Here is a 23501-nt window from a genome sequence, read left to right as displayed (position 1 = left end):
TTAATAACTTTCCTCTTCATTTGGAAATTTACCCTCTTTTACATCTTCTACATATTTTTGGATAGCCTCTTGCATTAAACTTGCACCCTTTAGATACTCCCTTACAAATTTTGGCTTAAACTCTTGAAAAAACCCAAATGCATCACTCCAAACAAGCACTTGCCCATCTACATCTACCCCACTTCCTATACCAATTATAGGCACTTTTACCCTTTTTGTAAGCTCACTTGCCACACTTGCACTCACCCCCTCTAGCACGATACAAAACACCCCTGCTTCTTCAATTTTTAGTGCATCTTCTAAAAGTTTTTGAAACTCTTTACTCTCCACCCCCTCTTTAGCCTTTATTTTATAACCCCCCTCTAACCTTACAAGCTGTGGTTTTAGCCCGATATGCCCTACTACTGCAATGCCATTTTTAACAAGCAATTTAATATGTTCTACCACTTCTATTCCACCCTCTAGCTTGATAGCTTGTGCTTTTGTCTCTTTATAAACTCTAATGGCTGATTTTAAAGCACTCTTAGGAGTTTTTGTGCTACCAAAAGGCAAATCACACACTATAAGACTTCTTTTAGCTCCATTACAAACTGCTTTTGTGTGATAAATCATCTGATCTAAACTCGCACTTAGCGTATCTTGCTCCCCAAAAAAGCTCATATTTAAACTATCGCCTACTAAAATCATATCCACATAAGGATCAAAAATTTTAGCAAAAAGTGCATCATATGCCGTAATCATCGTAATTTTTTCTTGATTTTTTTTCTTTAAAATTTGTGTAGAAGTTATTTGTTTTAAACTATTTTGTATGCTCAAAATCCACCATCCTTAAAACTTACCAAAAGGGCTTTTTAAAAATTTTACTATAAAATATGTTATAATTTTCTTTTTATTTGGGGCTGACTTGAATTTCGACAGGAATTAAATGGCTTAAATTGCATGCCGACTTGTGCTAAGTCGTAAAACTGGTTCATAAATATAAACGCAAACAACGCAAATTACGCTCCAGCTTACGCTAAAGCTGCGTAAGTTTATCTAAGCTTTTTGGAGCTGTTTTTAGCTTAAGATTCTAGCTATTAGCTAAAAACATCATCTTTGCTAGATGCGTTTTATGCCACCTTTGCATAAAACTAAGCTCTTAAGAGGTTGCCTTTTTATAGTAAATGGCTAGGTTTTTACTATAAAAAGAAAGAATTTCTGCCTAGCAAAAGCATGTAATCCAATTTTTGTTGGTTTGGTTTTTGGACTGGGGTTTGATTCCCCACAGCTCCACCAAAATCTTAAAATCTTACAAAACTTAATCTCTCTATTAATAAAATTTTCCTATAATCACAAAAACTTTTCACAAAGCAAATTAATAATGGAGAAAATAATGAGTATCCCTACTCTGCAAGAGGCACTAAAGTTTGATACAGAAGCCATTAAAGAATTAAAATACAATCTAACCCAAAAAATTAAAGCAAGTAATTTAAATGCCTATGTTGGTGAGCTAGAAGACTATCAAAGCGATTATCTTCCAATCGCTATTAAAGATAATATCAATGTAAAAGGCTGGGAGATTACTTGTGCTAGTAATATTTTAAAAGGCTACATAGCCCCCTATAATGCTAGTGCGATTAATAATCTTTTAAGTCATAAATTTGCCCCCTTTGGACGCACAAATATGGATGAATTTGCTATGGGTAGCACCACTGCAAGTAGTTGCTATGGCAAAACCCTAAATCCTAAAGATCCTACAAAAACACCCGGTGGTAGCAGTGGTGGAAGTGCAGCTGCGGTAGGTGGAGGGCTTGCTATTGCAGCATTAGGTAGCGATACAGGTGGGAGCATTAGGCAACCTGCTAGTTTTTGTGGATGCGTGGGATTAAAGCCCACTTATGGACGCGTTAGTCGCTATGGGCTTGTTGCTTATAGCTCAAGTTTAGATCAAATTGGACCTATTACGCAAGATGTAAGCGATTGTGCGATTTTATTTGATGCTATTTCTGGTTTTGATAGTTTAGATTCCACTTCTGCTAATCTTCCCAAAAGCGAAACTTTTAAAAATCTAAATCCTAAGCGAAAATTTAAAGTGGCAATTTTACCTGATTTATTAAAAGACGCACAAAGCAATATTCAAGATGCTTATTCTAAAACCATTGACACTCTAGCAAAAGAAGGGCATACAATCTTAGAAAAGAAAATGCTAGATACAAGCTACATCATCTCTGCATATTATGTAATTTGCACCGCTGAAGCTAGTTCAAACTTAGCTAGATTTGATGGAGTGCGTTATGGAAATAGAGCCAAAGATGTAAAGAATCTAAAAGAGCTTTATTTAAAAACACGCTCACTTGGATTTGGCGATGAAGTAAAAAGAAGAATCTTGCTTGGCTCTTTTGTACTAAGCAGTGGATATTATGATGCTTATTACATTAAAGCCCAAAAGGTGCGAACACTTATTGCCAGACAATACAATGAAATTTTAGAAGATGCAGATGTGATTTTATCCCCCGTAGCTCCTAGCACAGCCTTTAGCTTTGATGCAATCAAAACCCCTTTGCAAATGTATTTAGAAGATATTTACACCATTGGGGTTAATCTAGCAGGGCTACCTGCAATCTCACTGCCTGTTTGTGAAGATAAAGGATTACCCATTGGTATGCAATTTATTAGCAAAGCTTTTAAAGAACAAGAGTTATTAGATATAGCACTTAATTTAGAACAAACCCTAAGGAGATAATTATGAAAATTAGAACACAAGCCCTAACTTTTGAAGATGTATTGCTAGTCCCTGCTTATTCTGAAATTTTACCCAAAGAAGTTTCTCTAAGCACAAAACTTTCTAAAAATATCCCTTTGAATGTCCCTTTAGTTTCTGCTGCTATGGATACAGTTACTGAATACAAAACCGCTATTGCTATGGCAAGACTGGGTGGGATTGGGATTATCCACAAAAATATGGATATTAACTCACAAGTAGTACAAATCAAAAAGGTTAAAAAAAGCGAAAGTGGTGTGATTATTGATCCTATTTTCATAAGCCCTGATGCAACACTTATGCAAGCTCAAGCCATCACGGATAATTATAAAATTTCTGGTGTTCCTGTGGTAGATAGCAATGGAGCTTTAATAGGTATTTTAACAAACCGCGATATGCGTTTTGAAACAAACTTACACCGCCCTGTAAAAGATTTAATGACAAAAGCACCACTTATTACTGGAAAAGTTGGCACAAGCTTAGAAGAAGCAAGAGATATTATGAATAAGCATAAAATTGAAAAGCTTCCTATTGTAAATGAGCAAGGAATCTTAAAAGGATTAATCACTATTAAAGATATTCAAAAACGCATTGAATATCCAAACTCCAATAAAGATGATTTTGGAAGATTACGCGTAGGTGGTGCAATTGGCGTTTTTCAGTATGAAAGAGCTAAAGCACTTGTAGATGCAGGAGTAGATGTTTTGGTGCTAGATTCTGCACACGGACATAGTAAAGGCATTATTGAAACCCTAAAAGAGATTAAGAAAAATCTTGTCGTAGATGTGATTGCAGGAAATATCGCTACACAAGAAGCAGCTAAAGCACTCATTGATGCAGGAGCAGATGGGGTTAAAGTTGGGATTGGACCTGGAAGCATTTGCACCACAAGAATCGTAGCAGGTGTAGGTGTGCCTCAAATTAGTGCAATTGATGATGTGGCTAAAATCTGCCATAAAGAGGGAGTGCCACTCATAGCCGATGGAGGGATTAAATATTCTGGAGATATTGCAAAAGCTCTTGGTGCAGGAGCTAGCTCTGTAATGATAGGAAGTATGCTAGCTGGAACTGAAGAAACTCCAGGGGAGAGCATCATCTTTCAAGGAAGACAATACAAAAGCTATCGCGGAATGGGAAGCTTAGGAGCTATGAATAAAGGTAGTGCAGATAGATATTTCCAAGAAGGCACTGCTCAAGAAAAGCTTGTGCCTGAAGGCATCGAAGGTAGAGTGCCATATCGCGGAAAGATTGCTGATGTAGTACATCAAATGCTAGGAGGATTACGCTCCTCTATGGGATATTTAGGCTCTTGTGATATTCCTACTTTATGGGAAAGAGCTGAATTTGTGCAAATCACACAAAGTGGCTTAAGAGAATCGCATGTGCATGATGTAATGATTACAAAAGAAGCACCAAATTATCATCAATAAGATATTTTAGTTTATAATTACAAAAATTTTATAAAAGAGGTTTTATGGGACGCGCATTTGAATATAGAAGAGCAAGTAAAGAGAAGCGTTGGGATAAGATGTCAAAACTTTTCCCCAAATTAGGCAAGGCAATTAGCATCGCAGTAAAAGAGGGAGGAAGTGGCGATCCTGATATGAATTCTAAGCTTAGAACCGCAATTTTAGCTGCTAAGGCACAAAATATGCCAAAAGACAATATTGAAGCAGCTATCAAAAGAGCTTTAGGCAAAGATGGAATAGAAATTCATGAAGTTAATTACGAGATTAAAGCCCCTCATGGTGCTTTATTTTTTGTGGAATGTGCCACTGATAATACTACAAGAACCGTGGCTAACCTAAAAAGCTATGCGAATAAATTTGGTGGCACAATGCTAACAAATAATTCTTTGGAATTTATGTTTTCAAGAAAAGCACATTTTGAAGTTGCAAAAGACAAAATTTCTGATTTAGAAGACTTTGAGCTAAACTTAATTGATGCGGGATTAGAAAGTTTAGAAGTAGAAGATGAAATCGTGCATATTTATGGAGATTACACAAGCTTTGGGACTTTGGTAAATGCACTCGATGAATTAGGATTAGAGGTTAAAAAAGCAGCACTGGAAAGAATTGCAAACAATCCTGTGGAATTTAGTGAAGAACAATTAGTGGATATTGAAAAGCTTTTGGATAGAATTGAAGAAGATGATGATGTCCAAGCTGTCTTTACAAACATTGCTTAAATAATTTTCTTAAAAGTTTGCAAAATTTTATAAAATTTTGCAAGCCCATTCTTTTAAGCTCCCCTTAAATTCCCCATTATTTTAACCGCATTTAAAAGCCTATAAATTTTCTTGACAAAGCTATATATTTTAAAATATAATTATTCAAATTCATTCCTAACAAAGGTAAATCTTATGGAAGTTGAAGGTAGAATCTGGATCAAAGAACAAGGAAAAAATTTCATAGGGCATGGAAAAGTAGAGCTATTAGAACGCATTAGCAAAAGCGGTTCTATCTCAAAAGCAGCTAAAGAAATGAAAATGAGCTATAAAGCTGCTTGGGACTGCATAGACGCTATGAATAAGCTCTCGCTTGAGCCTATTGTAATCTCTGCTCTTGGCGGGAGAAATGGTGGCGGCACAAAAGTTACCCAAAAGGGCTTAGAGATGATTAAAGCCTTTAGGCAAATGGAAAATATTTATGAAGAGCTTTTAAAAATGTTTGAAAAAGACTTACAAGCTTGGAATAACCTAAAAATTGAAGAAGCTTTTAATCTGCAAAACTTACTACAAACCACAAGGAGACCTATGATAAAAACAAGTGCTAGAAATCAGCTTTTTGGCGAAGTTAGCCACATAAAAGAAGGGGCTGTGAATGCAGAAGTAACCCTTAAAATAGGAGAAGGTTTAAATATTGTTAGCACAATCACTATGCACTCATTAAAAGAAATGGACTTAAAAATAGGCACTTCTTGCTATGCACTCATTAAAGCAAACTGGATTATTGTCTTTAGCGATGAGCCTAAAGGCTCCATGCGAAATACGCTAGAGGGAAAAATCACAAATCTAACTAAAGGAGAGGTAAATACAGAAGTAGAAATCAAATACAAAGATACAGCTTTAAGTGCTATCATCACAGAAGAAAGCGCTAAAAGCTTGGGGTTAAGTTTAGGCAAAAAGGTATGGTTTGGCTTTAAAGCCAGTCATGTAATTTTAGGAATCTAAAATAAAAAAGGAGAAAAAGTGTTAAAAAATGTTAAAAAAATTGCGTTTTTTTGTGCATTGTTAGTTGGTGTGCAACTTTCTTATGCAGAGCAAATTAGAGTTTTAGGGGCTGCTTCACTAAAATATGTGCTAGAGGATATTAAAAAGGATTTTTTAAAAAATCGCCCCCATGATAGCATAGAAATTTCTTATATTTCTAGTGGCAAAGCCTATTCACAAATCAAAAATGGTGCGCCTGTGCATTTGTTTGTAGCTGCTGATGTGTCCTATCCTGCTAAGCTTTATGCAGAAAAACTCGCTCCACAAAAAGAAGAAATTTATGCAAAAGGCAAGCTTGTTTTATGGAGCAATGATGCAAATTTTAAACTAGAAAAATTTGAAGATATTTTAAATGCTAAAATCAAGCACATCTCTGTGCCAAACCCTAAAGTCGCTCCCTATGGAAGAGCCTCCATAGAAGCATTAGAAGCTACAAATATGCTAAAAAAGGTAGAAAGTAAATTTGTATTTGGAGAAAGCATAGGAGGAGCAACCACTTATGTAGAATCTAAAAATGCCGAAGTGGGTTTCACTGCACTTTCAATGCTTGGAGAAGGTGGTATTAACACGCCTACTATGAGCTTTGTAGCCATTCCTGAAAATCTTTACAAGCCCATTTTACAAGCCCTAATCATTCCAAACTATGGAAAAGATTCTAAACTTGCAAATGAATTTAAAGCATATATTTTAGGAAAAGATGCTAAGGAAAAATTTATAAAATTTGGTTATAGCGTTGAATAAAATAGAGGGTAATTTAGAAGCACTAGAATCTCTTTTGGAGATTTCTAGGCTAAAAGTAATAGCAGGAGATAAAGTTTTTTTTGTTCTACTTTTGGAGCAGAATTTAAAAGACTTTATACACAAGCCCATCACACTTGGTTTTAAAGAAAATAATGTGCTTATAGCAAGGCAAATCAAAGGAGCGCAAAATGTCTTTACCTCATCTATTTTAGCAATAGAAGAAGATGAGCTTTTTATGCGTTTAAGCCTAGAATGCAAAGAAGCAAATGAGGGTAAAATCTATGCACTTGTGCCAAAAAATAAAGAATTAAGAAGACTTAAAGAAGTGGATTGGTGTGTGCTAGAGAGTGAAATTATGGTAATTTTTTAGGAATATCCATGGATAGCTTTTTAGTTACGATATTACTCACTTTTAAAGTAGCACTCATTACGACTTTGATACTGCTTTTTATTGGGATTCCTCTAGGCTATTTTTTAGCTTTTAGCAAAAGTAGATTTACTCCCATTTTAGAAGCTATCGTATCTATGCCTCTTGTTTTACCTCCTTCGGTTTTGGGATTTTATTTGCTCGTGGCTTTTAGTCCGCAAAATGCCTTTGGAAGCTTCTTGCTTGAAACCTTTAATCTAAAACTTGTTTTTAGTTTTTATGGGTTGATTGTGGGTTCTGTAATTTTTTCTTTGCCCTTTATGGTGAATCCCATTCAAGCAGGTTTTGCAACTTTGCCAAAATCCCTTTATGAAGCTGCACTAACGCTTGGCAAAGGGCGTTTAAGCATTCTTTTAAAGGTGCTTTTACCTAATATTTCTAAATCTCTTTTGGTGGGGATTGTGGTTAGCTTTGCACACACAATTGGTGAATTTGGCGTTGTGATGATGATTGGAGGGAATATTGAGGGGGTTACTAGAGTGGCAAGCATTGCAATTTATGATGAAGTAGAAGCACTTAATTATTCTTTAGCACATAAATATGCCTTAATATTATTTATAATTACATTTTCAATACTTCTTTTAACTTTCTATTTAAAGAAATCAAAATGATAAAGCTAAACTTCACAAAATCGCTCCACAGCGTAGATGGAGAAATAAATTTAAATCTAAATTGTGAGCTAAACTCACAAGAGCTTATCACACTTTTTGGCAAAAGTGGTGCTGGAAAAACTACAATTTTACGCATTTTAGCTGGATTAGTAGAGCCTGATAGTGGGAGCATAGAAGTAAATAATGAAGTATGGTTTGATAAAAAAAGGGGGATCAATTTACCCCCACAAAAAAGACAAATTGGCTTTGTATTTCAAGATTACGCACTTTTTCCTAATATGAATATAGAGCAAAACCTCTCCTATGCACTCCCAAAAAATGGGGATAAAAAGATTATAGAAGAGATTTTAGAAATCACAGAATTAGAAAAATTACGCAAATTAAAACCTAGCCTCTTAAGTGGGGGACAACAACAAAGAGTAGCCCTCGCAAGAGCTTTAGTCAGAAAGCCTAAAATACTGCTTTTAGATGAGCCTTTTAGCGCACTAGATAGGGAGCTTAGCTTTAAATTACAAGAAGAACTTTTAAAGCTTCATAAGCATTTTAATCTAAGCACATTTTTAGTAAGCCATAATTTTAGTGAGGTTTTTTACTTGTCTAGTTATGTTTTGTGGCTTAAAAAGGGGGAAGCTTTTAAAAGTGGCACTCCTAGTGAGGTATTTTTAAGCCATTTACCTAGTGGCAAATTTAGGCAAAGTGGAAGCATTTTAGACATCAAAGTTTGCGGGATAAACTATATTTTAAGCATTCTTAGTGGTAATGATATTTTAAAGGTTACTTTAAGCAAAGAAGAAGCAGAAACACTAAAGGTAGGGGATTTAGTAATGCTTTCTTCTAAGGCTTGGAATCCTATTGTTACTAAGATTTAAATACCTCTTTTAGTTCCTTGCCAAAGTCGCTAATATTTTGTAATTCTTTTAAAAGCACATTAAATTCAACCCTAAGCTCTTCTAGTTTAGAACTTTTTAACCTAAAAAAGTCTCTATTTGTAGGGAGTGCCAACATACAAGTATTATTAAACACAGAGCAAAAAACACTAGAAATTCCAAAATATCCTTGCACCCTTGCAAGTTTGTCTAAAAATTTAGGAGTTAAAAAGCCTTTTGCCTTCTCTTCATCATTTGTAAAAATCTCATATTCTTTGCCTAAAAGCTCTAGGGTGCTTTCTAGCTTGATTAAATCAGGATTTTTAGAAAAATCAAAGAATTTTTTAGGCTTTAGCAAAAGATACAAATCATCTTTAAGGCAATCTTCAAAGGTATATTCCAAAAGAAGTCCTTTAAATTTTGCCTTTTGGGGAATATCTTGTTGCCCTACATTATGCAAAGATAGCTCCAAAATAGAGACAAAAAAGCCCTTTTCATATCCTTTAAATCCATCATCTATCCTACTATAATCATAAGGAGGAAAAAGGCCATTATCTATGGCAAATATGATAGATTCACTACTATCATTAAAATATTCAAGATTAAATTTGTCCAATAATTTATTAAAAATATGAGCTTTTAAGATATTTTCACTTCTTTTTTGACGCAATGAGAGTAAGCCAATCCCAAAAATTACAATCACAACCCCCACAGCAAGCAAATTTTTCATATCACCTTGCGTGCTAAGCCTCCAATATGCCAACAAAGTCCCCAAAATACTACAAACAATAAAGATAAAAAATATCTTAATATCTTTTGCTTTAAATTTTAGAGTATCCCTTTTAGCTTCCCATAAAAGCGGTGCAATCTCTCTATCAAAATCCACATTAAGATTCATAGGCTTTGGCATTTTATCCCTTTATTTAAGCGCTTCTTTTAGCTCCTTGCCAAAGTCGCTGATGTTTTGTAATTCTTTTAAAAGCACATTAAATTCTTTTTTAAACCCTTCTAGCTCAAAACTTTTTAGCTTGAAAAAATCTTGTTTTGTATGGAGTGCTACTAGGCAATAATTCCCGCTAATACAACAAGAAACATTAGAAAAACCAAAATACTCTTGCACCTTTGTGAGTTTTTCTAAAAATTTAGGCGTTAGAACCTTTTGTGCTTCTTCTTTATCATTTGTGTAAAATTCAAAATCCTTATCTATAATATTTAGCTTAGTTTCTATTTTTTCAAAGCCTTTAGGAGTGGTGAATAAATTAAGAAATTTTTTGGGTTTTAGTAAAATTTTTGTTTCTATTTGCACCTCTTCAAAAATATAAAGCAATACTAATCCATTAAAATCAATATGCCTATTTCCAGCATTTGCAGATACACGAGAGACTAGAGTTAGCTCTGCAATGGTGATAGAAAACCCCTCTTCATAGCCCAAAAACTCATCATCTCTCTCCATATAATCATATTTTGGAAAAAGTTTAGATTCTTGAATGAGTTCATCATTTATAATGCTAACCCCCCAAGTATAATTTAGCTTTTCTAAAATCTCATCTAAACTATAAGCTTTAAGTGCGTTTTCATTATCCTTTTGCCTTTGCATAAAAGCTACAACCACTAAAAGAATAATAGGCACAAGGCTATATTTTATATTTTCTTGCGGTAAGTCCTCATAAAGAATAATCAAATAACTCACCAAAACAATAAAAGCACTCGCAATTAAAAAGGCTACAATTTCTCTTATATAGCTACTCGTAGCCTTTTTAGCTTCCTCTAAAAGTGGGGCAATCTCCTTTTCAAAATCTACATTAAGATGAATAAATTTTGACATTTACAATCCTTATTTAGTAGGATAAACTAAATAAATTATATCTAAATACTAAAATAAATCACAACCCCCGTAATCACAAATCCTAATAAAGTCGCAATAATCGCTCCTTTTTGATTTTTCTTGCAAAATGCTGTAATAAAAAGCCCTGATAAATAAAGCAAAACAAGTGCGATAGAAAATCCAATCGCCAAAATATCAAAATAATACTTTCCAGCAGCCTTATGCAAAAGCAAAATCACTCCATAAAAATTCCTATCAATCGTGCTTAGAGTGTAGCCATCGCCCATCTTATCTTTACTAAGCAATACTTGATATTTTAAAGTCCCCATAGAATATGCTCCTTTAAAGAATCTCACCTCTGTATTGCTCGGAATTTCTAGGTTATTTGCCTTTAGAGTATTCAAAATCACTTCTTTTTCGCTACCCTTTGGAATTTCTTGCTTGATTTCTATCTTTTGGATTGTCGCTCCTGAATTTTGACGATAATCTAAAATATACCCAACCCCTGTGATTGCATAGATTAACGCCATAGGGATAAAAAATAAACTCACATAAAGATGGATTTGCATCCAAGTTTTGTTGCTAATAAGTTTTTTTGCCATTGTATGCCTTTTATAGTTAAAGTTCTAGGCATAGCCAAAGCTACACCTAAAATCAAGGAGAATGAATGAAATTAGTTTAAAAATCTAGCTTATAGCTAAGCCAAAAGTTTCTGCCATCTAAATAATCTTGATAAGCATTAGAATAAGAGATTGCCCCGCCTTTACCGATTGTTGCATAAGGATCATAAAAATCTTTATCAAAAAGATTATTGATAGCAAAACTTACTTGTGAATTTTTAGTAAGCTTAAAACTAGCACCCAAATCCACTACATAATAATCATTATATTTTTTGCCCTCTTCTATGAGGCTATCATATCTGCCTGTGCCTTTAAGATAGGAGCTAAATCTACCCTTAGTATAGTTAAGCTTTAGCATCGCAATATGTCTTGGAGTATCTACAAATCTTTTTCCACTATCTACACCACTTTTATACTTTTTATCCATAAAAGTATAGCTTGCATCCACGCTCACTCCATACCATTTAGCACTCTGCATTCCAAGCTCTATACCCTTAACTTGTGTTTTCCCTACATTTTCAAAATAACGGCACGCTTTATCATAGGTTGGATCACCTGTTGGTCCATTACAAATGCCACCATTTGGGAGTGTAGCACCCTCTGCATATTCTTTATATTCAATAGCGTTTTTGAAGTCTGTTTGAAATGCTGTAAGGCTTAAATTCCCCCATCTTGGCACTTCAAAAATTGCACCTATTTCATAGTTTGTGCTAGTTTCTGGTTTTAAATCTGGATTCCCATAAACCCCTTGCTGGTTTCTATTATTCAAGCGATAAATACCATCAAAAAGCTGTCGCACCTCTGGGGTTCTATAACCCTTTGCTATTCCACCCTTTAGTGTAATTAAATCTGTTAGATGATAAACCAAATACCCTCTTGGAGTTAGCTCTCCATTAAATAAATCACTATGTGTGTATCTTAAACCCCCTGTTACTATCAAATCATCGGTTATGTAATATTCTGCTTCTGCATAAGGAGCGATAGTGTTTTGCTTAAACTCTTTACCCCTAATTTCTTTATATTTTGCATCTGTGTTGTTATTTACATACATTTCATGCATATATTGAATCCCACTGCTTAGAGTAGTTGCCCCATATTTACCAAGCTCAAAGGGAAGCACGGATTTAGTTTCTAAAATATAAGTTTCACCTTGTGCATCGGTTGTTTTATCATCTGTTAAATTAGATTGAAAATAAGTGTTTATACTGCCAAATCCATAATTTCCATCATGGTTTAATAACACTCTATTTTTAATCACATCGCGCGGAGAATAAGTCCCTGCTGAGCTTGAAGAAAGTGAAGCAGTATAGGCTAAAGAATGCTCTAAATCCAAATAAACATTATTAGATTCATTAATCGTCCAATTTAGCTTAGCACCCACATTGCCCATTCTCATCTCCCCTGCACTATGGCTTGCATAATCCCTACTAGGCGTTGTGATTGCTGTATCACCTTTTGTGTAGTATTTAGCCCTCAATGCAAGTGAAAGTGTATCTTTTACCAAAGGAAAAGCCATATATCCATTCACTCCCCTAGAGCTACCATTTATATCAGGGTGTTGCACAAATGTATTATCAAAACTAAAAGAACCCACAAAAGTGCTTGGATTTTTTTTGGTAATGATATTTACCACACCCCCTACTGCATCGCCTCCATAGAGTGTAGAAGCAGGACCTCTAATAACCTCGATGCGTTCAATCATAGAAAGCGGAGGTAAAAAGTTGCTCTCAACCCCTCCAAAACCATCATCATAAAGCCCTTGAACGCTATTTTGCCTTTTGCCATCTACAAGCACAAGTACATATCCGCTACTAGAGCTAAAACCACGGATAGAAAAATCATAGCTCCCTAGCTTATTCATACTCACATCCACACCGGGCAATCCCATTAAAGCTTCCCCAATATCTTTAAAAGGCTTACTTTCTAACTCCTCTTTGCTAATCACTGAAATAGAAGCTGGAGCGTCTTTAACATCTTGTTCAAATCCTGTGGCACTTACAACAGAAGTATCAAGATTATAAGATTCTACTGCATTTAAAGAAGCACCACAAAAAGCCAAAGCCAAAGCACCTCTAAAATATTTTTTCATAAATTTAAATTCCTTTGTTTTAAAAATAATAATGAGATTGGATTTTATTTACTATTTGTTTAAAATTAAATAAAAAATAAGATAATCATTATCATTTTTTAAAATTTGGCTAAATTGTATCGCAGGAAGTTATTGCAAAGCCTTTGTCATTGCAAATGAGTGCGTAAACATGAAGTGTGGCAATCTAAATAGTGTATCATTGCAAATAATGCAATATTTGCGTGGCAATCTATGAATGTTACAGATACACCTAAACTGCCTATTGTGCCATTACAGCCCTTTGGGACTGAAGCAATCTGCAAAGAGACTACAACACTCCTGCCTTATCATTAAAAAATCCTCCACCCGTCATTGCAAGATGGATTTATCCGCCAAAGCATACAAGCAAAACGTTATCCACGAGCAATAACGAAGTGCAAATCTAAAAACTCCCTAAAAGTAATTTCTAGACTGCCACAGCTTCTTACAAAGCTTCACAGTAACACTTTAACACCCATTGTGTCGTTGCAAACGGAACATAGTGTAGCGTGGCAATCTACCTACTATCATCTAAAAAACAAATTTATTTTTGACTTCTCATAAAACTTTAGAAAAATATCAATATTTAGTTTTTTAATTTCAAAAACCTTACAATAAAACTTTAAATCACATTGCAAGCCTTTAGACTGCCACAAGCTTTCAGCTCTCGCACTGACAAGTAGTTGCCTTGTAAGGTAAATTTATAGACTGCTACACCACACTAATGCTTCATTCGCAGTGAAATGATAGATTTTTTAAATGCCATTAAAAAGCAAAGCAATGAAGCCCATAAACTCCATTGCACCCTACTATCCGCTAATATCTCACTTTTTAGCCATTAAATGCGTGGAAAGTAGAGTAAAAACTCACTTCCTTTATCTATCTTACTTTTTACTTCAATTTTTGCTTGATGGAGTTTGGCTACGGATTTTACGATAGATAGTCCAAGCCCTGTGCCTCCAAGCTGTTTACTCCTACCCTTATCCACACAATAAAAACGCTCAAAGATTCTATTTTGCGATTCTTTTGGTATGCCAATCCCATTATCTTTAACGCTCAAACAAATGCGATCTTTTTCCTCTTTTATCCCAACCTTTACAAACCCTCCTTTATTATTGTATTTAATAGCATTATCACAAAGATTATATATAAGATTCTCTAATAGCTCTGCATTTCCCTTTATAAAGCATTCACTAAGCTCACTTGAAAGTGTGATTTTATTGTTATTTGCGATAATCTTTAACCTTTCAAAAACATTTTGGACTATATTTTTCAAATCTACATTTTGCATTAAAAGATTGCCTTGTGCTTCATCTAAAAAAGAAAGGCGTAAAATCTCATCAATCATCTCCAAAAGCCTTTTGGCTTCCTTTTCTATTTTTTGTAAAAATTGTTGCGTATCTTCCTCTCCTACAAGCCCATTGCTTAGCATTTCACTACTAGCTAGGATTGAAGTTAAAGGAGTTTTTAACTCATGGGTTACATTTGCACTAAATTCCTTGCGGAGTTTTTGTGCTTGTTTTTGTGCATCTAAATCGTGCAATATAATAATAATTCCCTTAAATTTATCCTTAGAATGGATAGGACAAAACACCACTTCACATTCTCTATTTCCTAAAGTCATAAATTGTGTTTGTTGCTTTTTATGTTTTTTAAAAAGTGTCAAAAGAGGAAGAATCTTTTGTAAAAAAAGTGTATCTTTTAACTCATAAATAGAATGCAGATTAGAAATCGCACCAAAATATTCTTCTGCACGCTCATTTACAAGCAAAATTTTACCCTCTTTACTTAGCAAAATTATTCCATCGCTCATATTTTGCGTAAGCAAAAGCATTTGATTTTGTTTATATTCTAAGCCTTTTAATTTATTTTTTACTATTTTATGTTCTTGCTTTAATGCTTTAATAAAAGGCTCTAGCTCCTTATAGGGCATTTTTTGGGATAGATTCTCTAAAGTTAAAGATTTTAAAGGTTTGATGATAGAAGCTGTAAGCACCTTTGCAATCATTAAACTTAGCACAAAGCACAAAGCAAATTCGATCGCAAAAAAGGGCAAAAACTCCTTAAAATTCTCCTCCACTTTACTTTGTGGGATGGCAAGACGCAAAATAAAAATCTCTCCTTGCATAGAAGCTTGTGTGGCAAAATATAGCATTTCATTTTGCAAAGTGCTAGAATAACGCACAGCCTTTGCTTCTCCATTTAATAGAGCCTTTTTAATCTCTTCTCTATCCTTATGTGCTTCTAATTCGCTTACATCACTATCATAAATTACCTTGCCCTCTTTAGTGATTACACTTATGCGATAAGTTGTTGGAATCTCGCCTTTAACGACACTAGAAAGATTCATCTTTAACAGCATTGCTTCTTTTTTCAAAAGATTAAAGGCTTCTTTTTGTAAAGTATTTTCTAAACTAAAAAGCAAAAAAAGATTAGCAACCACTAAAAGGCTAATACAAGCAAGAAATATAGCTAAAAATATCTTTTTATGCACTATTCTACCTCTATTTTATAGCCCATACCTCGCACTGTTTTTATCTTGCTCCCCCAAGAGCCTAGCTTATGTCTTAGAGTTTTAATATGCACGTCTAAAGTCCTGCTTTCATTTGTATAGCTATATCCCCACAACACTTCAAAAAGTTCATCACGACTAAAAGCACGATCAATATTTTTAAGCAAAAATCCTAAAAGTTCAAACTCCTTTAAAGTTAGCTCCACCCTTTTGCCCTCAACGACAACCTTATGACTTCTAGCAGAAAACTCTAGCCCCTCTAAGAAAATTTCTTGCTCTTTGTTTTCAAGACGCCTTAAAATCACTCTCACCCTAGCAAGCAATTCCATAACTCCAAAAGGCTTTGTAATATAATCATCTGCCCCCAAATCTAGCCCTTTAACCTTTTCATATTCACTACTTAGTGCTGTTAGCATAAGCACTCCGATATTTCTAGTTTTTGGAGAACTTTTTAGCTTTTCTAGCACTTCAAAGCCCCCAATCCCTGGGAGCATTACATCTAAAATCGCAACTTTAGGCAATGTTTGTTTAAGTGCTTCAAAAAAATCTTGTGCGTTATTAAATCCTTTAGCTTGAATATTTTGAGTTTTTAATGCATATAAAACTAGCTCCAAAATAGAACTATCATCTTCTAGTATATATACCATATATTTTCCTTAACAGACAACCTTTATATTGAATGGATTATAATACATTATTAATTTTATTTTTCTTTATTATCCAAATTTTCCTTGAATATAATCTTGTGTTTTTTTATCTTTTGGCTTACTAAAGATCTTTTGCGTCTCATCAAACTCTATCATTTCCCCAAGTAAGAAAAATGCTGTTTTATCTGAAATACGATTAGCCTGTTGCATATTATGTGTAACAATAATAATCGTATAATCTTTTTTAAGCTTAGAAATTAACTCTTCAATTTTTAAAGTAGAGATAGGATCTAGTGCGCTTGTAGGTTCGTCCATCAAAATAACTTCTGGATTAATCGCAATACTTCTTGCAATGCAAAGCCTTTGTTGTTGTCCTCCACTTAAAGAGAGGGCAGATTGCTTTAATCTATCTTTTAAATCTTTCCAAAGTCCCACATCTTTTAAGCTCTCTTCTACTATATTATCTAGCTTAGCCTTATCTTTTACTCCATGCGTTTTAGGACCAAAAGCAATATTTTCATAAATACTTAATGGAAAAGGATTAGGCTTTTGAAACACCATACCCACCTTTTTTCGTAAAGTGGTAACATCATATTTTTTATAAATATTTTCTCCATTAAAAAGTATTTTTCCCTTAATTTTACAATTTTCTACTAAATCATTCATTCTATTTAAACACTTAATGAAAGTAGATTTTCCACATCCACTAGGTCCAATAAAAGCTGTAACCTCTTTTTTATAAATTTCCATATTAATATTTTTTAATGCTTGAAAATCCCCATAAAATAGATTCATTTCTTTAATGTTAAAGCATATTTTTTTATCCATATTAAGCCTTTGTGAGTTTTTTTGCTAAAAAATTAGAAACAAGATTTATAAATAAAACGATTAAAATTAAAACCATCGCTGTGCTATAAGCTTCATTGATATGTAGCCCTTCACTAGAAATCACATACATATGCACGCTTAAAGTCCTAGCAGAATCTAAAAAGCCAGCAATTTGAGGCACGGTGGCTGCTGTATAAAGCAATGCTGCACTTTCTCCAAAAATCTTCCCAATACTTAAAATCACACCCGCTAAAATACCTGACATCGCCACAGGCAAAACAATAGAAAAAAGTGTGCGAAGCTTGCTAGCACCTAGAGCGAAACTTGCTTCTTTTAAAGGAAGTGGCACAGAATGCAAAGCCTCCTCTGCACTCCTTAAAATTAGTGGCAAAATCATAATAGAAAGCGTAAGGCTACCTGCTAAAAAGCTATAACCAAACCCTAAATAGCTTACAAACACCAAATAACCAAAAAGCCCATAAACAATACTAGGAATCCCCACTAAGGTTTCTGAAGCAATCGCAATAATCTTTTTAATTTTTGAGTTTTTCTTACCATATTCGCTCAAGAAAATTGCCCCAAAAACCCCAAAAGGTATCGCAATCACAAGAGATAAAAGCATCATATTGATTGTATTTATGATAGATGGCATCATAGATACATTTTGACTATTATACTCTAGGGCAAATAGCTTTGGGCTAAGATGTGCTAAGCCTTTTATGAAAATAAATCCTATTAATAATATAAAAATTCCTAAAGTTATGCAAATAGAGATTCTAAGTGCATAATAAATAAAAATTGAAGTATAGTCTTTTTGCATTTTACCTCTTTTTTAAAGCATTTAAACTTAGATTGATTAAGAGAATAAACACAAAAAGCACCACACCATTTGCGATTAATACATCTCTATGCAATCCTTGTGAATAGCCCATTTCAAGCACGATATTTGTAGTAAGTGTGCGTAAGCCATCACTGAGTGCAGTTGGGATTTGGACTTGGTTTCCTGCTACCATAATCACAGCCATAGCCTCCCCAATAGCCCTACCAATCCCTAAAATCACAGAAGCTAAGATTCCACTTTTTGCAGCAGGAAGCATCGCAAAAAATACGCTTCTTTCTTTAGATGCTCCTAATGCCAAAGCCCCCTCATAGTAGGTTTTACTCACACAATCTATGGCTGCTTTAGAAACTAAAATAATTGTAGGTAAAATCATAATAGCCAAAATCAAACTTGCAGCTAGCAAGCTCTTCCCTGAAGTTCCACTAAAAACATTTGAAAGCATAGGCACAATAATAACAAGTGCAAAAAACCCATAAACAACGCTAGGGATAGCCCCTAAAAGTTCTATGCAAGGAAGCAGATAACGCTTTAATTTTGGAGGGCAAAATTGCGAAAGATAAATCGCACTTAAAACCCCAATAGGAACACCCATTAAAATCGCTAATGCACTCACATAAAGACTCCCAACAATCATAGGCAATATCCCAAAAATATCTTCCGTAGGATACCATTCAAGCCCAAAAATAAAATCAAACAATCCTATTTGACTAATTGTAGGAATCGCATTTGCAAACAAAAACACGCAAATCAAAGCCACAGCTATAATGGAGATTAAAGCACAAATACCAAAAAGAGATTGAAAAAATCTCTCTTTAAAAGATGAAGAAAAAAGAATAGTTATCATTTGTCTTATTAAATCCTTGTATATGGGTAGCAAGAAAAGCTTAGAGCTTCTCCCACTCTTTTATTTCTCCTGTGAAGATTTTTTTGACATTCTCTTTTGAGATGTTGTCTAACTTGTTTTCTTTATTTACAATAATTGCTAAGCCATCTACTGCTAAAACTTGCACTTTAATGCCCTTATCAAGTTCGCCCTTTTTCACATCACGAGAAACCATACCAATATCTGCCAAGCCATCAACTACTGAATTTACACCTGTTGTAGAATCAGATTGCAAGATTTCTATGGTTGCATTTTGATTGATAGACTTGTAGCTTTCTGCTAACTTTTCCACAAGTGGAGTAATAGAGCTAGAACCAGCAATTACAAGCTTTCCACTAGGATTTTTACTCTTAAAAGTCGCTTCTTTTAGTGCAATATAACCTGCTTTTTCAATAACATCTTTAGCTGATACTGCATAGCTTAAAAAATCTTCCATTAAAGGATTTGTGCTTTTAGTTACTAAATTAAAATTTCTTGCAATTTTATAGCTTTTATTATTGATATTTTCCACGCTTGGTGCTACCCCATCAATGCTTAATGCTTTTACATTATCTTTTAAAGAACCTAATGAAATATAACCTATGGAATTTTTAGAGTTTGCAATGCTTGTAATCATTACACCCGTGGAATTTGTAACTTCTGCACTCTTTGAAATTGCATCAATTTTCTTTCCTTTTACATCTTTAAAGATACCAAAAATCTCTACAAAAGCTCCTCTTGTCCCAGAACCCATCTCCCTAGAAATTGGGTGAATATTCTCCGCCATAGTCACACTTGCACTAAGGCTTAACCCAGCTAGCATTCCTAAAAAATACTTTTTCATAAATTTATCCTTTGCTTTAAATTTATGAAAGTATAAAAAAGGCTTGTAAAAACAAAGATTTCTATTTGTAAAATATTTGTGAACTTATATAAAGAAGATTAAAAGCCACAAAACACATATTTGCCAAAGCTTACATCTTAGAGCTTTTAATTAATCTATATCCAGCATAGATTAGGAATTTAATATCTCTCTAACCCCCTTAGAATTTGGAGCACTTAAAAATCCTTTAGCCTGCATTTGTTCTACAATATTTGCTGCTTTGTTATAACCGATATTTAGCCTTCTTTGAAGATAACTAATAGAAGTCTTGCCTTCATTTAACATAATGCGTTTTGCCTCTTCATAAAGTTCATCTACTTCACCCTCATAATTAAGCCCTAAAGCCTCATCTTCGCTTGGCATAAAAGTTTCATCATATTCGGGTGCTCTTTGAGATTTTATAAACTCCACTATCTCTTCAATCTCACTCTCACTACTCCAAGGAGCATGCAAACGCACAATCCCACCACCTGGAGGAGTAAAAAGCATATCCCCTCTTCCTAAAAGTGATTCAGCCCCAAAAGTATCTAAAATTACCTTGGAATCAATTTTTTGCCCTACTTTATAACTAATGCGTGAGGGGAGATTTGCTTTAATAAGTCCTGTAACTACATCTACACTTGGGCGTTGGGTTGCTACAATTAAATGGATTCCACTTGCTCTTGCCATTTGTGCTAGACGCGAGATAGAAACTTCTGCTTCCTTACCTCCTGTCATCATTAAATCTGCTAACTCATCAATAATCACTACAATATAAGGGAAAGGCTCAAAGCCCTCATTCAGTGCTTTTTGATTATAGCCCTCTATATTTTTAGTGCGTGCTTCACTCATTAGACTATATCTTCGCTCCATTTCTTTAACCGTGCTATCTAATGCAATAATAGCTTTTTTAGCTTGCGTAATTACTGGGGTTAGAAGATGTGGAATATCATTATAAATACTAAATTCTAACATTTTAGGATCAATCATAATGAGTTTTAATGTATCTGGGGAATTTTTATACAATAAAGAAAGAATCATTGCATTAATCCCAACACTCTTACCGCTACCCGTAGTTCCTGCAATTAGCAAATGTGGAAGCTTTTTAAGATCGGTTACAAAAGGATTTCCTACTATATCCTTTCCTAGTGCTAAAGTAAGAGGCGAAGTGGAATTTTTAAACAAATCATTTTCTAAAATTTCTCTTAGATAAATGGTTTCAATGTGTTGGTTAGGGATCTCAATCCCCACCACATCTTTTCCTGGGACAGGTGCTTGAATACGGATAGTTTTAGCCCTTAGAGCCATTGCTAAATCATCTTGGAGCGTTAAGATTCTAGAAACCTTTACATTAGGACTTGGACGGAATTCAAAGGTTGTAACAATAGGTCCTGAATAAGTGCGGACAATATCCCCTTCAATCTTAAACATTCTTAGCTTACTTAAAAGATCGTTGATTTTTCTATCAATATCGCTCTCATCAACTTCTGCTCTCTCTTCACTTGGGGTTTGCAAAAAGTCAAGCGGAGGCAAAATAAAATCCTTATTTTCTATCTGTGTGCTTTCATCATTTAAAGTAAGCTCTTTTAAAAGCGCTTGATTTTCCTCTAATGCTTTTGGTTTTAAAACTGCTTGAGGGATTTGTAAATTTTGTGAATCCATAGGTGCACTTTGAAGATTCATAGGAGTTTGTTCTTTTAAAACCTGTGGTGCTTCTTTTTCTGTTTGCTCCATAAAATCTTGTGTTATTTGATGAATTGCATTTGGATTTTGGATTTGTTCTTTTGTATATTTTGGCGAGGCCACATCAATGCTTGAAGCTTCGCTTAGAGTAGGTTGCATATCCTTAGCCTCTTTAATTACTTGCTCTTGCTCTAATTTTGGAGCATTTTGCACTGCCACTTCTTCGCTCTTGTGAACTTCTTTAAAATCTTGTCTGTAACTTGGCAAACTTGCATTAAAACTTGCAAAATTAGGCATAGCAAAGCTTGTTTCAACTTCTTCTTTTTCTTCTTTGAAATCTTGTTTTGCATAATTAAAAAATGGCATGGAGTTTTTAGGACTTTGTAATTCCTTATTGAAAGCATTTCTAACTTCTTCTCTTTCCTTAAGAATATCCATATGCCCCAAAGTAGCTTGTGTTTGATACAACTCTTGGCTTTCTTTTTCCTCTATAAATGTGCTTTCATCTTCCTCAAAGGTTTGCTCTCTTTGCTCTAAGTCTTGTTGTGCTTGTAGCATTTGTGGTTTAATAGCCTCTTTGATTTGTGCAAGCTCACTTTCTTGTGTTCTATTTTCTAGTGCTTTTTGTGCTTCTTGTAATTCATTGCTTAATGCGTTTTGAATATCTTGTAAGTCATCTTGGTTGTTTTGTGCTTCTATAAATGTGCTTTCATCTTCTTCAAAGGTTTGCTCTCTTTGCTCTAAGTCTTGTTGTGCTTGTAGCATTTGTGGTTTAATGGCTTCTTTAATTTGTGAAAGTTCACTTTCTTGTGTTCTATTTTCTAGTGCTTTTTGTGCTTCTTGTAATTCATTGCTTAATGCGTTTTGAATATCTTGTAAGTCATTTTCCATAGTTTGTTGCAAATTTTGCTCTGTTTGCTCTAAAACTCCCAAAGATTCTTGTTCTGTTTTTTCATAGTAAAAAATAGTATTAGGAAGTTTTGCTTCTTGTTGCTTTTCTTCTACTTCCTTTTTTAGAGCACTAAAAGGCTTTGTAGAATAAAGATTCTTGGGATAGGATTTAATGGGCTTAAAGTCTTTTTTTATAGGACTTTCTTCTTGAATTTCTACTTCTTCAAAATCATTTTTAACAATTTCTTCTTGGATAGGTTTTGGCACAATCCTAACACAATCACTCTCTTCTTCCTCTGTTTTATGCAAAAGATTATCAATTTTTTGCAACTTTTCTAGCACTTGTTGGGGGTTAATTTGCACAAATCCATTATTTGATGAAATACTACTTTTTGTATCTTTTGCAGAAATAACTTTAATTTCTATTTCTTTTTCTTGCTTATCTTGTTCTTCTTTTAAGAAAGTTTCATAAGTTGGTAAATCTACCCCTTGCCTTTCTTCATCAATACTAGGATTAAAGCCTTCTTCTAAGGAATCTTGCCTTAAATCTTCTTGTATTTCTTCTACATTTTCTTTTTTTATCTCTTTTCTTTCTTCATGAGTGCCCTCTTTAGCACTTTCTGCAATCAACTCTTCTAAAGTCAATGGGCGTGGCTCTTGCTTGTTTGAATCTTTAGTAGGCAGAGTAAAAAAGTCTTTCACACTTTGCAAAAAAGCTTTATATTTTAAAGGTTTTTTCTCTGTTTTCAAAGAAGCTTTAGCACCAAACATTTCTTTAAGCTCTTTTTGTAAATCTAAGGCAAAAGAACTAATTATATCCTTTAAACTTTGTTGCTTTAAAAAGCTTATCCCAAAAAGCAAAAGAAAAAGAGTGAGTAAAAATACCCCAATAGGAGTAATAATAGGCGTTAAAACACTATTAAAGGCTTTACTAAAAATCCCTGAATCTTTTATAAAAAGCCCTTGTAAAATCAGGATTGCAATAAAAACAATTACAACCCCTAAGAGTTTTTCAAAAAAGATTTGTTGTGTTTTGGGTTTAGGTAAAGTAAAAAGATATGCTAAACCAAAAAGCCATAGATACCCCAAATATCCAAAAACTTTAAAATGCAAATCACTATAAGCTTTTAATGTGCTTCCTAAAAAATTAAAAGCCCCTATAATAGATAGAAGTCCTGCAATTATTAAAACAATCATTCCAATATTTTTATAATTTAATAATTCTTT

General features: G+C 34.1%; 20 protein-coding genes and 1 other RNA gene. 9 read left to right on the top strand and 12 right to left on the bottom strand.

What is annotated here, in order from left to right; translation table 11 throughout:
• The gene (gene panB, locus EBF09_RS05645; RefSeq protein WP_121764162.1) at positions 1–816 is read right to left on the bottom strand and encodes a 3-methyl-2-oxobutanoate hydroxymethyltransferase; all 816 of its coding nucleotides are present in this window, start codon (positions 814–816) and stop codon (positions 1–3) included.
• Between the two features lie 79 nt (positions 817–895).
• Between panB and ssrA the strand changes: the two genes are divergently transcribed.
• The 9 genes from ssrA (at position 896) to EBF09_RS05600 (ending at position 8599) form a co-directional block, all read left to right on the top strand.
• Positions 896–1275, top strand: a transfer-messenger RNA (tmRNA) gene (ssrA, locus tag EBF09_RS05640).
• Positions 1276–1360: 85 nt separating this feature from the next.
• Positions 1361–2722 (top strand): Asp-tRNA(Asn)/Glu-tRNA(Gln) amidotransferase subunit GatA, encoded by a 1362-nt coding sequence (gene gatA / locus EBF09_RS05635; protein WP_121764161.1) that lies wholly within the window; start codon positions 1361–1363, stop codon positions 2720–2722.
• Between the two features lie 2 nt (positions 2723–2724).
• On the top strand, positions 2725–4170 hold the full coding sequence (gene guaB, locus EBF09_RS05630) for an IMP dehydrogenase (RefSeq protein WP_121764160.1): 1446 nt from the start codon (positions 2725–2727) through the stop codon (positions 4168–4170).
• Positions 4171–4214: 44 nt separating this feature from the next.
• Positions 4215–4928: a YebC/PmpR family DNA-binding transcriptional regulator gene (locus tag EBF09_RS05625; RefSeq protein ID WP_121764159.1), complete on the top strand. Its 714-nt coding sequence runs from the start codon at positions 4215–4217 to the stop codon at positions 4926–4928.
• Positions 4929–5102: 174 nt separating this feature from the next.
• A complete protein-coding gene (locus tag EBF09_RS05620; protein ID WP_121764158.1) occupies positions 5103–5912 on the top strand; it encodes a molybdenum-dependent transcriptional regulator in 810 nt (269 codons plus the stop codon).
• A gap of 18 nt (positions 5913–5930) precedes the next feature.
• A complete protein-coding gene (modA, locus tag EBF09_RS05615; RefSeq protein WP_121764157.1) occupies positions 5931–6692 on the top strand; it encodes a molybdate ABC transporter substrate-binding protein in 762 nt (253 codons plus the stop codon).
• Positions 6685–7062, top strand: a complete 378-nt coding sequence (locus tag EBF09_RS05610; RefSeq protein WP_121764156.1) for a molybdate ABC transporter — start codon at positions 6685–6687, stop codon at positions 7060–7062. Before modA ends, EBF09_RS05610 begins: the two co-directional genes overlap by 8 nt.
• Positions 7063–7070: 8 nt before the next feature.
• Complete coding sequence (gene modB / locus EBF09_RS05605) at positions 7071–7730, top strand: molybdate ABC transporter permease subunit (RefSeq protein WP_121764155.1); 660 nt, start codon at positions 7071–7073, stop codon at positions 7728–7730.
• Entirely contained in the window at positions 7727–8599 is an 873-nt protein-coding gene (locus EBF09_RS05600) for an ATP-binding cassette domain-containing protein (RefSeq protein WP_121764154.1), read from the top strand. The genes modB and EBF09_RS05600 overlap by 4 nt, the downstream gene beginning before the upstream one ends.
• Here the strand turns inward: EBF09_RS05600 and EBF09_RS05595 are convergent.
• The 11 genes from EBF09_RS05595 to EBF09_RS09495 form a co-directional block, all read right to left on the bottom strand.
• Positions 8589–9506: a DUF3137 domain-containing protein gene (locus EBF09_RS05595; protein WP_121764153.1), complete on the bottom strand. Its 918-nt coding sequence runs from the start codon at positions 9504–9506 to the stop codon at positions 8589–8591. The genes EBF09_RS05600 and EBF09_RS05595 overlap by 11 nt on opposite strands.
• 9 nt (positions 9507–9515) lie before the next feature.
• A complete protein-coding gene (locus EBF09_RS05590) occupies positions 9516–10421 on the bottom strand; it encodes a DUF3137 domain-containing protein (RefSeq protein WP_121764152.1) in 906 nt (301 codons plus the stop codon).
• Positions 10422–10462: 41 nt separating this feature from the next.
• Positions 10463–11023, bottom strand: a complete 561-nt coding sequence (locus EBF09_RS05585) for a hypothetical protein (protein WP_121764151.1) — start codon at positions 11021–11023, stop codon at positions 10463–10465.
• A 76-nt stretch (positions 11024–11099) separates the two neighbouring features.
• Positions 11100–13130 (bottom strand): TonB-dependent receptor domain-containing protein, encoded by a 2031-nt coding sequence (locus EBF09_RS05580; protein ID WP_121764150.1) that lies wholly within the window; start codon positions 13128–13130, stop codon positions 11100–11102.
• Between the two features lie 856 nt (positions 13131–13986).
• Entirely contained in the window at positions 13987–15642 is a 1656-nt protein-coding gene (locus tag EBF09_RS05575) for a sensor histidine kinase (RefSeq protein WP_121764149.1), read from the bottom strand.
• Complete coding sequence (locus tag EBF09_RS05570) at positions 15642–16307, bottom strand: response regulator transcription factor (RefSeq protein WP_121764148.1); 666 nt, start codon at positions 16305–16307, stop codon at positions 15642–15644. Before EBF09_RS05570 ends, EBF09_RS05575 begins: the two co-directional genes overlap by 1 nt.
• A 69-nt stretch (positions 16308–16376) precedes the next feature.
• Complete coding sequence (gene pstB, locus EBF09_RS05565; RefSeq protein WP_121764147.1) at positions 16377–17135, bottom strand: phosphate ABC transporter ATP-binding protein PstB; 759 nt, start codon at positions 17133–17135, stop codon at positions 16377–16379.
• 1 nt (position 17136) lies between these two features.
• On the bottom strand, positions 17137–17955 hold the full coding sequence (pstA, locus tag EBF09_RS05560; RefSeq protein WP_121764146.1) for a phosphate ABC transporter permease PstA: 819 nt from the start codon (positions 17953–17955) through the stop codon (positions 17137–17139).
• Position 17956: 1 nt separating this feature from the next.
• A complete protein-coding gene (gene pstC / locus EBF09_RS05555) occupies positions 17957–18820 on the bottom strand; it encodes a phosphate ABC transporter permease subunit PstC (RefSeq protein ID WP_121764145.1) in 864 nt (287 codons plus the stop codon).
• A 40-nt stretch (positions 18821–18860) separates the two neighbouring features.
• On the bottom strand, positions 18861–19682 hold the full coding sequence (locus tag EBF09_RS05550; RefSeq protein WP_121764144.1) for a substrate-binding domain-containing protein: 822 nt from the start codon (positions 19680–19682) through the stop codon (positions 18861–18863).
• Positions 19683–19853: 171 nt separating this feature from the next.
• A complete protein-coding gene (locus EBF09_RS09495) occupies positions 19854–23471 on the bottom strand; it encodes a DNA translocase FtsK (RefSeq protein WP_332870711.1) in 3618 nt (1205 codons plus the stop codon).
• Positions 23472–23501 lie beyond the last annotated feature (30 nt).

This window comes from Helicobacter burdigaliensis, from assembly GCF_003670295.1.
Lineage (GTDB): Bacteria > Campylobacterota > Campylobacteria > Campylobacterales > Helicobacteraceae > Helicobacter_D > Helicobacter_D burdigaliensis.
Note: the sequence above shows the minus strand (reverse complement) of the source record. Positions and strands in the feature narration are given on the sequence as shown.

What these genes read in the sequence shown, in the direction of transcription:
- gatA (WP_121764161.1), top strand. Translation starts at nt 1,361, where the DNA reads ATGGAGAAAATAATGAGTATCCCTACTCTGCAAGAGGCACTAAAGTTT.
- pstA (WP_121764146.1), bottom strand. Translation starts at nt 17,955, where the DNA reads ATGCAAAAAGACTATACTTCAATTTTTATTTATTATGCACTTAGAATC.
- pstB (WP_121764147.1), bottom strand. Translation starts at nt 17,135, where the DNA reads ATGGATAAAAAAATATGCTTTAACATTAAAGAAATGAATCTATTTTAT.
- guaB (WP_121764160.1), top strand. Translation starts at nt 2,725, where the DNA reads ATGAAAATTAGAACACAAGCCCTAACTTTTGAAGATGTATTGCTAGTC.
- EBF09_RS05595 (WP_121764153.1), bottom strand. Translation starts at nt 9,506, where the DNA reads ATGCCAAAGCCTATGAATCTTAATGTGGATTTTGATAGAGAGATTGCA.
- EBF09_RS05550 (WP_121764144.1), bottom strand. Translation starts at nt 19,682, where the DNA reads ATGAAAAAGTATTTTTTAGGAATGCTAGCTGGGTTAAGCCTTAGTGCA.
- EBF09_RS05625 (WP_121764159.1), top strand. Translation starts at nt 4,215, where the DNA reads ATGGGACGCGCATTTGAATATAGAAGAGCAAGTAAAGAGAAGCGTTGG.
- modB (WP_121764155.1), top strand. Translation starts at nt 7,071, where the DNA reads ATGGATAGCTTTTTAGTTACGATATTACTCACTTTTAAAGTAGCACTC.
- EBF09_RS05580 (WP_121764150.1), bottom strand. Translation starts at nt 13,130, where the DNA reads ATGAAAAAATATTTTAGAGGTGCTTTGGCTTTGGCTTTTTGTGGTGCT.
- EBF09_RS05570 (WP_121764148.1), bottom strand. Translation starts at nt 16,307, where the DNA reads ATGGTATATATACTAGAAGATGATAGTTCTATTTTGGAGCTAGTTTTA.
- EBF09_RS09495 (WP_332870711.1), bottom strand. Translation starts at nt 23,471, where the DNA reads ATGATTGTTTTAATAATTGCAGGACTTCTATCTATTATAGGGGCTTTT.
- EBF09_RS05620 (WP_121764158.1), top strand. Translation starts at nt 5,103, where the DNA reads ATGGAAGTTGAAGGTAGAATCTGGATCAAAGAACAAGGAAAAAATTTC.
- EBF09_RS05590 (WP_121764152.1), bottom strand. Translation starts at nt 10,421, where the DNA reads ATGTCAAAATTTATTCATCTTAATGTAGATTTTGAAAAGGAGATTGCC.
- EBF09_RS05585 (WP_121764151.1), bottom strand. Translation starts at nt 11,023, where the DNA reads ATGGCAAAAAAACTTATTAGCAACAAAACTTGGATGCAAATCCATCTT.
- pstC (WP_121764145.1), bottom strand. Translation starts at nt 18,820, where the DNA reads ATGATAACTATTCTTTTTTCTTCATCTTTTAAAGAGAGATTTTTTCAA.
- EBF09_RS05600 (WP_121764154.1), top strand. Translation starts at nt 7,727, where the DNA reads ATGATAAAGCTAAACTTCACAAAATCGCTCCACAGCGTAGATGGAGAA.